The sequence below is a fragment of the Bradyrhizobium sp. Tv2a-2 genome (assembly GCF_000472425.1).
Taxonomy (GTDB): Bacteria; Pseudomonadota; Alphaproteobacteria; order Rhizobiales; family Xanthobacteraceae; genus Bradyrhizobium.
Map to the genome: position 1 here is coordinate 1 of NZ_AXAI01000059.1, position 9,903 is coordinate 9,903.

A 9,903-nucleotide genomic window follows, 5' to 3' on the forward strand; every position below is an offset into this window, starting at 1 on the left:
GCATTGGGCTCATCTGCGCACCTCGAATCCGATCGAGAGCGTGTTCTCCACGGTGCGGCACCGGACGGTGCGAACGAAAGGATCGCTCTCGCCGAAAACCGCGAAGCTGATGGTGTTCAAGTTGATCGACGCCGCATCGAAGACATGGCGCCGACTGAAAGGAACAAATCAGTTGCCGAAGGTCATCGCCGGTGTAAAGTTTACTGACGGCATCGAGGTCATTCCGACCACTGAAAGCCACGCCGCCTGATCAGGCCGCGTCACCCAGAATCAGCCATAGCTCGACGCACCGTCGCGCCCGGCCCTCCCCGGGCTCCAATCCCAATTCGGAAGGTACATCGTCCTGCGCATAAGCGTATATTGGAATACCGCTCCTACCGTTCGCCGATTGAAGGGTGTTTGCGAATATAAAGAGATTCTTGTTTCCGATTTTGATGGAGCTGAAGTTATCAAAGACCACCTCGCGAGCCACGATAATGGCATCTCCGCGATAGTTGCGAATATCGAGATTCTTGACTGTGATGACGTCGCCAGCAAATAATCGAAGGAAGGCGCGAACGTTGGAAATTCGGTCGTCACCTAGCTGACTATCCTCGACATCCCGAACCGTGGGGGCCCCTAACATCCGGCCGGCTTCGAGGAACGAACCCTCGTCGTCACGGCTGGAATCGACGGGAGCTTGTATAGCCGGTTCACCGGCAATGTTAAAAACGCTAACCTTCACGACAACACTCAACGCAGGGGTCACGCCATCGATATCATTGACGCCGGTCGGCAAGGCCCTTCAGCCGACTGGCGCATCACTCAACTTCGCTCTGATGCGAGAAGATATGCATGAAATCATCGTCGGTCTCGGCCTTCCCACTGTATCCACGCCGGAAGGCGAACCGCATAAGTTCGTGCTGTATTCGACTCTTTCGTCCGGTCGAGGCACGGCTGCTCGCTTCCGCACACCGTTGCTGATTGATGCAGCTGTTCGGGCCGGGACCAGCCTTTCATCGGGACAGGCCATCGCGTTGGAAGCTGTGAACAATCAGATTGTCCGGTTTGAGGCTCTGCGGCAAACCTTGATCGTTGGGCAGTAAGCCCGTCGGCAGATAACCCCGCGCAAGCTTGCCACGATATGGTCTGGTGCGAAAGATGACGATGGGCAGTTCGAGCCGCGCGATGAGGTGGTGAAAGTACTCGAACTGTTGAGCAGGTGAGCGCGGCCCCGAAGTCGCGCGTGTTCGCCGAGTTCAATCCTCTCTTCAATCGAAGGCCCCGAGATGACGACGGAAATGCCGAGACGACCACCGAGCGCGACGTCAACCGTGAAGAGGTTCTTATGTTTGAGCGGCGCGATTATTCTGCCGCTTCAACGATAGTCGGGGGCCGGGCGGCTTCCTCTCCGCCGCGAAGATGGGCGTGCAACGCCAACACGCATTCATTTACCTGATCATTGCGCGACACATCGGCCGAAGCGATCGTAAGATCGGCAGTTTGATAGACTGGCTCGAGCTCACTGATCAGTCGCGTGACCGTCGCCTGCGGGTCGGGGTTCTGCAGTAGCCGGCGGCCGGACCGACCCTGGTGGCGCCGCATTATCACGTCGGCGTCAGCTTTGAGCCAGATCGAGACTGCCTTGTCGTGGATGAGGCTACGGGTCTCATCATGGATGAACGAGTCGGAACCGGTCGCGAGTACCGCCGGTCCTTGGGCGAGTGCACGCGCGATCACCTTCGCCTCGAGCTCCTTAAAATGCTGCTCGCCATGGGTCTCGCAGAGTTTCTTTATTGACATGCCGGCCTCTGTCCTGATCACGGCATCGGAGTCGATGAAGTCCATCCGCAGACGTTTCGCAAGAAGCCGGCCGACGGTGGATTTCCCGGCACCGGCATACCGACGAGCACGATCGGCCGCTCGCCGAGGGCAGCAACAATCTCTCGTTCGATTCTCGAGGACGTGGTGATCTCGGACATTCTTTGTTCGACGGCTCGCGACCCCAAGGTTGCGCTGGCGCCCCCTGTACGGCCCGCTTCGACTCCCCAGTGGGGGATGTCCTTGACGCCCTCGGGAATCGCGACCTGCTTACAGACCTCGCGCAGGTGCCGCTGGAGTTCCAGTGCATCTGTGCTCGCTCGCTGCTGCAGCTTCTCCAACTCCTTGTAAGTATCGTGATTGGCAATCTTCGCCTTGTAGCTACCTGGCGTATGGAACTCCACTTGGAAGCGGTAACCTTTCGGGGTTGCGAGCACAGTCTTGATACCGGCAAAGTATGGATTTTCTATTCTGAAGTAGTTGGTTGTGCTGAGCTCGTCATAGTCACGCTCCTCAAACGCCAGCATAGTGCTCTTGAAGGAATCTGCAAAATCCTTGTCAGGGACTTCGAAGACATGCCGTACAGCGTTGCTGATCAGCTGTGAGGAGCCGCCGGGCGAGACGCTCATGCCGGTGAGTTGGTCTCTTATGGAGGCTTCCGATTTCAACCGGCGATCAAAATGGGGCATATTCACCCGGATACCGTCTTTCCGAAGCGTCGCAGCAACCCTGAGTGCCGCAGCAGTGATTGTCTCCTCTTCCTCTTTAGCGCGGGACAACTCAATTTTGGCCCGCTCTGAGGCCTCCTTGCCGCGACCTCACAGAACCCTCAAGATTATCGCGAATCAGAAATCGTGATTCGGTCGTCGCAGCGGACACGTCGTCCTTGTCGTTGATAGTCCGTGTCCGGGCCCGATCGTCTCGACGCCCTATTAGGAAGTGCCATCCGACTCTTTGCGTTTGCGACTTTCGTGCGGCGAGCCACCGCGCTCGCTCATGACACAACCTGTGCATGCATCGGTAGGACGAATTCAAACGTCGCGCCCGGCTCCTGCCTGCGGACAATCGAAAGGCGCCCTCCGTGAGCTTCCACGATCGAACGGCAGATCGAAAGTCCCATTCCAAGGCCGCTTGATTTAGTGGTAAAAAAGGGACCGAATATGCGGTCCGCATCATCATCGGGGATACCGACGCCGCAATCAGTTACGGCGAGTTGCACGCGCCCCATATCGTTCTGGGATGACCGAATTACCAGCTCACGCGTCCGATCCTTGACAGCCTGCATGGCCTCAACCCCGTTCATCACCAAATTGATAATCACTTGTTGCAGTTGAATCCGATCACCCAGGATCGTGGGCAGGGCTGGCGCCAATTCGGTTCGCAACGACACCTGCTGGCTGACCAGCTCACGTGTCACCAACGCGACAGCTTCTTTGACGACGTCATTGATATCGAGCGGCACCATGTCGATCTCCCCCTTCTTCGCGAGGGCTCGGATGCGGCGGATCACCTCGCTTGCCCGGATCCCGTCATCGATGACCCACTCCACTGAGCGGCGCGCCGCGGAAAGGTCGGGAATTTCACGATCAAGCCAACCAAGACAAGCTTCGGCATTGGTGACAATGGCGGCGAGCGGCTGATTTATTTCGTGGGCGATGGAGGTTGTCAGTTCGCCCAGCGTCGTTACGCGGGTGACGTGCGCGAGTTCGGTTTGCGCCTTCCGCAGTTCTCGTTCGGCCTGATCTGCGCGAATGATTGCGGTCATGTCGGTGCTGACGCCGCGGTAGCCGAGAAAACTGCCGGAAGCATCAAAAAACGGCTTGCCGCTGGTCCGGACGTATATCGGAGATCCGATCCGGTTGACGGTGCGATAGACCAGATCCCGAAATGGAAGATGTGCGTTGAGTATCGCCCGATGCTGACGCCACTTCTCCGGTTCTGCTTCGACGTCGCATGCAATTTCCCACCGAGGGAGGCCAACGAGCCCTTTGGCCAGAATGCCGGCAGCGCTGGTGTGCTCCGACAAACGCGTGACCCGGTGGTCCGGCCCGGTCTCCCAGAGCCAATCCGAGGCCGTTTCGGCGTAGTCGCGAAAGCGCTGCTCGCTCTCGCGCAGCGCGGCAAGAGCTGTTTCCAGCCGCTCCCTGGCCGCATGTTGTTCGGTGACATCCATATGCGTTCCGATGATCTCGCTGACGCTGCCCTCGCTATCGACCGCGGCATGCGCGACGGAATGTATGCGCCTTACAGCGCCATCGGGAAGAATGATCCGAAAATCAAACTCGAAGTGCCCTCCCTTGTCATGGTTAGCCTGACGCATCATTTCACGAAGCCGCTCTAGGTCGTCTGGAGGGATACGTGACTGGAAGGCCTCTACCGATACAGCCCCTCTCGGATCGAAGCCAAAGAGACGTGAGACTTCGGCCGAGCGATACGCGAAATTACGGCGCCGCACGTCCCAGGACCAGCTGCCCGTGCGACTGAGATGCTGGGCTTCGGCCAGATAGGCCTCGCTACGGCGGAGCTGCTGTTCCACCTGCTTTGCAGCCGTGATGTCCGTCACAGCCCCGATAAACTCCACATCGCCGGATGCAGTTATAGTGGCCCGTGCCAGGGCGTGCAGGTGCTTCACCGAGCCGTCCGGCATCAGCAGTCGGTATTCATGCTCGAAATCCTTATGGCCTCGCAACGCCTGATCGATTATCTCTTGCACGGCAGCGCGATCTTCTGGATGGGTGCGCTCAATGACGAAGCGCGGGGTCGGTTTCGTTGCCGGATCGTATTGAAAAATACGATAGGTCTCCTTTGACCAGAAGACCTCACCAGTGGCGACGTTCCAGCCGAAGCTGCCGGTCTGACTTAATTCCTGCGCTTGGGCCAAATGGGCTTCGCTCCGCTCCAGGGCATGTTCAGTCCGCTTTCGCTCAGTGATGTCTTCGCAGGCGATGAGAACGACGAGCGCGTCGTCCGCCCAGTGCATGGCTTTGGCGTTTTCACGCACCCACAGCACAGAGCCGTCCCTCCTGATCTTCTGGATGTCCCAGGTGTGCGATTGGCCGACCGTTTCAATGCACACGGCAACACAATTGCGAACAAACGCACGATCTTCTTCGGGAAAGATCTTGAGCACGGACTGACCGACGAGCTCTGTAGGCAAATACCCGAGCTGTTTTGCGCCGAAGGTATTAACGTTCAGGACCGTTCCTACCGCATCGACCATGAAGTACATAACAGGGTTATGCTCGAATATTTCGCGCCACTGTTTCTCGCTGTCGCGCGAATCGGCCTCGCTGCGCCGGAGCCTGTCTCCGGCCTGAAGAGCACACTCCCTTTTCTGGAGGATTTTTGCGATCAGGTACGCTCCGACTATCGAGGCAACAAAGAAAGCAACAATCACCGCAAGATCTTGCGGATTGTCGATCCGAAGATCGAAAGTAGCCGGTGTAGAGAGGTAGGCCAAAGCAACAGACACGATGGAAAGCACTGCTGATGCGATGAAGCTGCTCATCAACGAAAACAGCAATATCACCACCAAATAGGCGAACGCCGTCGCGGTGAAATGGGCGTGACAGTACAAGGAAGTCAGCGTTACGAGGGCCAGTGCAATGCTCCCGAAAAGCAACTGCGCGGTTAAACGTCCGAACTTGATGAGCTGGTTACGCATGATTGTAGAGCCGTCTGGTCCTCTCTGGCGGGACAGCTTAGAGCACTTTGCGCAGAAAAGGGTCAATCCGTTTCTGACTCGACGAGGCTCTTGAACGCCGTCCCGAGACTGATCGCGCGGGAAGGCCCGGACGCGCAAGCGCCCGCCCATGGGGTTGATAAGAGCGCGAGGACGGCGAGTTGTAAACCTCCGTATAGCTCTCTAAAATCTTTCGATACCGGACGCTCGGCGTTCGAGCACTATTGGAGTGTGAGTTCGGACGTGCGCCAGACTCGCGGGTGCCGAAATTTCCGTTCAATAGATTATTGAATTGATTAGGATGAATAGTTGAGTATTCTTATACCACCGATGAAGGGCGACTGCTGCGTATCAGCGACTGAGTGAGAGTGGAGCGCCGCCCCAGCAGAGCCGGGCTGGCGTTTGCGCTGAAGGCCCGCAAGCGCTCTGCCCCTCGCGGGCGCCTCAAGCCGGCAGGGATGTAAATGAGGCCGCCCGGCGACGCTTGCAGCCGACGCGCCGCTCTTCGCCACGAGGTCGCCCGCGCGAGACGACAATAGCTGCGTGGGCTATTTCCAGCCTGACCGCCTCGCACTCCCCGATCCGATCGAGCAGGCCGTCGTGCTCGGGCCGGTCAAGGCCAAGCCTTACGGTGGCCGCGTAAAAACGCGGCCAGCCTTGACCGCCCCTGCGCGCGGCGGCTGTGAAATGGGGCGGTCGGGATGGAAGAACCCCAGCGGCGCGGTCGAACCAAACAACATACCCGGAAGGGGCTCGAGGCTCGTCGCAAAATAACCCTTGTCCATCTCATCCGTCGTCCGCAGGTGTTTCCAATGCTCGGCGGGGAAGTCGTAGAACGCCAGCAGCGTGTCCCGATCCTTGCTCAGGCAGTCGGCCGCCTTCTCGTATTTGGGCGTGTAGCTCTCGAGGCCGGCAGCGGCACCCGGTGGGGCCATCGCCGACAAGCCGAGCCGGACTGGGCGGCCGTGCATCGCGAGCTGCGGCGCAAGCACGTGACGCTGGCGATCCTGCCGGAGCATATGGCTTCCAGTCATCGGCGCTACGCCGGCTGGTGGGCGGCGGCGATCAGGGTGAGAACTCAACGACAGTCAAGATGAGACTGCGCCGATGGGGGCGGACCGAGGGGAGGGCGTAGCCCGACCGGTGGACCGGCCCCATCGGCGACGCGCTTTTCGGACTCGTCTGGCGGCCGGGTGCTGCTGGTGCAAGCTGTTGATTCGTCTCGACAAGAGGGAATCGATGCCTTGCCTGGCCTTCACATCACCGACCACCAGATGAGGCTGTACATGAACTATCGACTGACACTGTCCCCCGAGGCCGCCGCGGCCAAGGCGGGGTTCTCGAAGGCGAGTGCATACCGCATAGAAGACGACTCGCGCCTGCCATCACAGAAGAAGGCGCCGAGGGGCCGACGACGGCCCGATCCGCTCGCGCCCTATTGGGACGCCGAAGTCATTCCGATCCTGAAGGCTGCGCCCGGCATCCGCGTGATCGGCGTGCTAGACGAGCTGCGCCGACGGCATCCCGACCTCAACCCCAACATCCGACGCACGCTGGAGCGGCGCATTAATGCCTGGCGGGCGCTCAACGGCCCCGAACAGGACGTGATCTTCCGCCAGGAGCACGAGCCCGGCCGGCTGGGTCTGTCGGACTTTACCGACACAAGTGCGCTCGGCATTAGCATCGCGAGTGAGGCGCTCAATCACCGGCTCTATCACTTCCGGCTCGCGTTCTCGGGCTTCGAGCAAGCCCATGTCGTGCTCGGCGGCGAAAGCTTCGTTGCCCTTGCCGAGGGCTTGCAGAACGCCCTGTGGGCGCTCGGCGGCGTCCCGCGGGAGCATCGCAGCGACAGCCTGTCGGCGGCGTTCCGCAATCTCGCGGCCGACGCGCGGGAGGATCTGACACAGCGCTACGCCGCGCTAATGGGCCACTACGGTATGGCGCCAACGCGCAACAATGCGGGCATCGCACACGAGAACGGCGCGATCGAGAGTGCGCACGGTCATCTCAAACGAGCGCTGGAGGATGCGCTGTTGCTGCGGGGCACGCGCGAGTTCGCCAGTCTCGATACCTACCGCGCCTTTGTCGACGAAATTGTCGGCCGACGCAACGCCAAGCTCGCCAAGCGGTTCGCGCTCGAGAAGGAGGCGCTGGCGCCGCTGCCGAAACGCCGCACGACCGACTTCGAGGAGAAGGTGATCCCGGTGACGTCGTCAGGCGGCTTCATCCTGCGGCGGGTGTTCTACACCGTGCCTTCAAGACTGATTGGCCATCGCCTGCGTGTGCGCATCTTCGACGACCGGCTCGAATGCTTCCGCGGCGTCACGCCTGTCGGGACACTGCGGCGCGGTCGACCTGTATCGGAGAGCCAGGGTGGGCATGTCGTTGATTACCGGCACGTCATCCATGCCCTGCGGCGCAAGCCGATGGCGCTCGCCAGCCTCGTCTATCGCGACCAGCTCTTCCCGCGTACGGCGTACGGCGTACAAACGTCTGTTCGAGACCTTGCGGGAACACGGTGACGATCGGCGCGCCTGCAAGGTGACGGTCGAGCTTCTGGCGCTGGCCCACGAGCGCGCCTGCGAAGCCGAACTTGCCGAGGCGATCGCGACCGATCTCGATGCCGCGCGCGTCGAGTTACTGCTCAATGAGCTGCGACTGCCCGGCGTCAAGGCAATCTGGCCGAAGCTCGCTGCGCAGTCGGACAAGGAAGTTTGGCCCGCCGCCCGCTTCCTCGCGGCCCTTGCCGAGCACGAGGCTGCGGATCGTGCCCGCCGTCGCATCGAGCGACACATGGCGGAAGCACGGCTGCCGGCCGGCAAGACGCTCACCACGTTCGACTTCGAGAGCGTGCCGATGCTGTCAAAGGCGCAGGTAATGGCGCTCGCCGCCGGCGACGTTTGGTTGATGACTGGCGCCAATCTGCTGCTGTTTGGTCCGCCTGGCGGAGGCAAGACTCATCTCGGCGCAGCGATCGGCCTGGCTCTCCTCGAGGACGGCTGGCGGGTTCTCTTCGCGCGCACCACCGATCTGGTGCAGCGGCTGCAGGTGGCGCGGCGTGAACTGGCGCTGGAGTCCGATCGCTAAACTTGACCGCTATGACCTCCTGATCCTCGACGACATCACATATGTGAGCAAGGATCAGGCGGAGACCAGCGTACTGTTCGAGCTGATCGCTTCGCGCTACGAACGTCGCTCGCGACTGATCACGGCCAATCAGCCGTTCGGCGAGTGGGGGCGCATCTTCCCCGACCAAGCAATGACGCTGGCAGCGATCGATCGTCTCGTGCACCACGCTACGATCCTCGAAATGAATGTCGAGAGCTACCGTCGAAAAGTTGCCCTCGATCGCAAGCGCGACCCAGGTCGGCCTCCTGTTCACTCAACTCCAAACGAGCTCGACAGAACGATGATTGACCTCGGCAACGCCGCCTGATGGTCGGGCAGCCTCAATCAAAGCTTGCCAAACCGGGCGGCCAGCGTCAATTATCGCCTGACTCGGCCGCCTCGTCTCATCTTGATTGACGCGCAATACGACCACCAGACGGTCGAGCGGTGCGTCGAGCGGGCGCTGGCCTATGGGCCGCTTTTTGCCCTCGACGATCGACCGCGGCCGGGCAAGGAACGACGATCACGCCGGAAGCCAGGGCGTGGCTGGCATCGCTGGCGTGCGACAAGGCCAAAGACCATGGCTATCCGCACGAGTTGTGGACGACGCGATTGCTGGCCGATCATGCCCGTAGACGGGGGCCGGCGGCAGGGCATCGGTGCCTGGCCCATCTGGTCCAGGGCACCGTCTGCAAGATTCTCGGCAACGAGGAGATCAAGCCGCACAAGGTGCGCTACTATCTTGAAAATCGTGACGCCGAGTTCGAACGGAAGATGGCCGAGGTTCTGTGCGTCTATCGTGAAGTCGCAGTGCTGAAGGAAGAAAGCCGGTGCCAAGTCGAAAAACACCAAATCGAGCAAGGCCAAATCAAGCAAGGCCAAGCCGAACAAGGCCAAGGCGGTCGCGATCGTCTCTTGCGACGAAAAGCCCGGCATCCAGGCCATCGCAACGACGGCTCCCGACCTGCCTCCCGAACCCGGCATCCACCCGACCTTTGCCCGGGATCATGAATACAAGCGCCACGGCACGCTCAGTCTGTTGGCTGGAATCGACCTGTTGACCGGCAAAGTCCATGCTCTCGTCAGAGACCGCCATCGCAGCCGCGAGTTCGTCGAATTCCTNAAGCTCCTCGACGCCGCCTATCCGGCAGGGACCGCGATCAAGTTGATCCTCGACAATCATTCGGCGCATGTATCCAAAGAAACCAAGGCTTGGCTCGCCACCCGGCCGAGCGGACGCTTCGAGTTCACCTTCACCCCGACGCACGGCTCCTGGCTGAACCTCATCGAGGGCTTCTTCTCCAAATTAGCTC

General features: G+C 60.4%; 8 protein-coding genes and 3 pseudogenes. 5 read left to right on the plus strand and 6 right to left on the minus strand.

The window, feature by feature from the left end; all coding sequences use genetic code 11:
• A pseudogene (locus A3AI_RS44825) lies at window positions 1–250 on the plus strand (IS256 family transposase); the annotation flags it as partial.
• Here A3AI_RS44825 and A3AI_RS0141175 read toward each other — a convergent pair.
• Window positions 251–778 carry a hypothetical protein gene (locus A3AI_RS0141175; protein WP_024521039.1) on the minus strand — a complete coding sequence of 176 codons (528 nt, stop codon included), beginning with the start codon at window positions 776–778 and terminating at the stop codon, window positions 251–253.
• Window positions 779–830: 52 nt separating this feature from the next.
• Here A3AI_RS0141175 and A3AI_RS0141180 point away from each other — a divergent pair, with 52 nt between their 5' ends.
• Window positions 831–1,085, plus strand: a complete 255-nt coding sequence (locus tag A3AI_RS0141180) for a hypothetical protein (protein ID WP_036051678.1) — start codon at window positions 831–833, stop codon at window positions 1,083–1,085.
• Between the two features lie 259 nt (window positions 1,086–1,344).
• Here A3AI_RS0141180 and A3AI_RS44830 read toward each other — a convergent pair whose 3' ends face one another.
• From A3AI_RS44830 to A3AI_RS48585, 4 genes and pseudogenes are all read right to left on the minus strand, one after another.
• Window positions 1,345–1,827, minus strand: a complete 483-nt coding sequence (locus tag A3AI_RS44830; protein ID WP_245287084.1) for a shikimate kinase — start codon at window positions 1,825–1,827, stop codon at window positions 1,345–1,347.
• Window positions 1,800–2,579 (minus strand): hypothetical protein, encoded by a 780-nt coding sequence (locus A3AI_RS49795; RefSeq protein ID WP_245287085.1) that lies wholly within the window; start codon window positions 2,577–2,579, stop codon window positions 1,800–1,802. The genes A3AI_RS44830 and A3AI_RS49795 overlap by 28 nt, the downstream gene beginning before the upstream one ends.
• Window positions 2,580–2,794: 215 nt before the next feature.
• Window positions 2,795–5,464 carry a PAS domain S-box protein gene (locus A3AI_RS0141190; RefSeq protein ID WP_024521041.1) on the minus strand — a complete coding sequence of 890 codons (2,670 nt, stop codon included), beginning with the start codon at window positions 5,462–5,464 and terminating at the stop codon, window positions 2,795–2,797.
• 788 nt (window positions 5,465–6,252) lie between these two features.
• Window positions 6,253–6,396: pseudogene (locus A3AI_RS48585) on the minus strand (transposase); the annotation flags it as partial.
• Window positions 6,397–6,768: 372 nt separating this feature from the next.
• Between A3AI_RS48585 and istA the strand changes: the two are divergent.
• Window positions 6,769–8,004: an IS21 family transposase gene (gene istA / locus A3AI_RS44835; protein ID WP_051382810.1), complete on the plus strand. Its 1,236-nt coding sequence runs from the start codon at window positions 6,769–6,771 to the stop codon at window positions 8,002–8,004.
• 82 nt (window positions 8,005–8,086) lie between these two features.
• A pseudogene (gene istB, locus A3AI_RS44840) lies at window positions 8,087–8,918 on the plus strand (IS21-like element helper ATPase IstB).
• 140 nt (window positions 8,919–9,058) lie between these two features.
• Here istB and A3AI_RS0141210 read toward each other — a convergent pair.
• The gene (locus A3AI_RS0141210) at window positions 9,059–9,535 is read right to left on the minus strand and encodes a hypothetical protein (RefSeq protein ID WP_024521043.1); all 477 of its coding nucleotides are present in this window, start codon (window positions 9,533–9,535) and stop codon (window positions 9,059–9,061) included.
• Between A3AI_RS0141210 and A3AI_RS49070 the strand changes: the two genes are divergently transcribed.
• The coding region (locus A3AI_RS49070; RefSeq protein ID WP_245287086.1) for an IS630 family transposase at window positions 9,525–9,903 on the plus strand (379 nt) is incomplete at its 3' end. The two genes, A3AI_RS0141210 and A3AI_RS49070, sit on opposite strands and share 11 nt — an antisense overlap.

Excerpts from the sequence above, each read along its gene's own strand:
- A3AI_RS44830 (WP_245287084.1), bottom strand. The coding sequence starts at position 1,827 with ATGGACTTCATCGACTCCGATGCCGTGATCAGGACAGAGGCCGGCATG.
- istA (WP_051382810.1), top strand. The coding sequence starts at position 6,769 with ATGAACTATCGACTGACACTGTCCCCCGAGGCCGCCGCGGCCAAGGCG.
- A3AI_RS0141180 (WP_036051678.1), top strand. The coding sequence starts at position 831 with ATGCATGAAATCATCGTCGGTCTCGGCCTTCCCACTGTATCCACGCCG.
- A3AI_RS0141190 (WP_024521041.1), bottom strand. The coding sequence starts at position 5,464 with ATGCGTAACCAGCTCATCAAGTTCGGACGTTTAACCGCGCAGTTGCTT.
- A3AI_RS0141210 (WP_024521043.1), bottom strand. The coding sequence starts at position 9,535 with ATGGCCTGGATGCCGGGCTTTTCGTCGCAAGAGACGATCGCGACCGCC.